1 protein-coding gene is annotated in these 229 nt (G+C 68.1%); it reads left to right on the top strand.

Annotated features, from left to right (window positions below; all coding sequences use genetic code 11):
* The coding region (locus tag SB660_RS24325; RefSeq protein ID WP_410585222.1) for an ATP-binding cassette domain-containing protein at positions 1 to 229 on the top strand (229 nt) is incomplete at both ends.

Genomic DNA, 229 nt, shown 5'->3' with positions numbered 1-229 from the left:
GTCGGACGACGATCAGACCGCGGTCGACGCGGCGATGGCGGCGACCGGGATCACGGAGCTGTCCGCACGACTCGTCGACGAGCTCTCGGGAGGACAGCGCCAGCGGGTCTGGGTCGCGATGGTCCTCGCGCAGCAGACGCCGCTCCTGCTCCTCGATGAGCCGACGACGTTCCTCGACATCGCTCATCAGATCGAGCTCCTCGAGCTGCTGACGGACCTGCACGAGGGA

Source organism: Bacillus sp. SIMBA_005, assembly GCF_046535585.1.
GTDB lineage: Bacteria > Bacillota > Bacilli > Bacillales > Bacillaceae > Bacillus > Bacillus pumilus.
The sequence above is the reverse complement of the archived record's forward strand: the minus strand, read 5'-3'. Positions and strand labels throughout refer to the sequence as shown.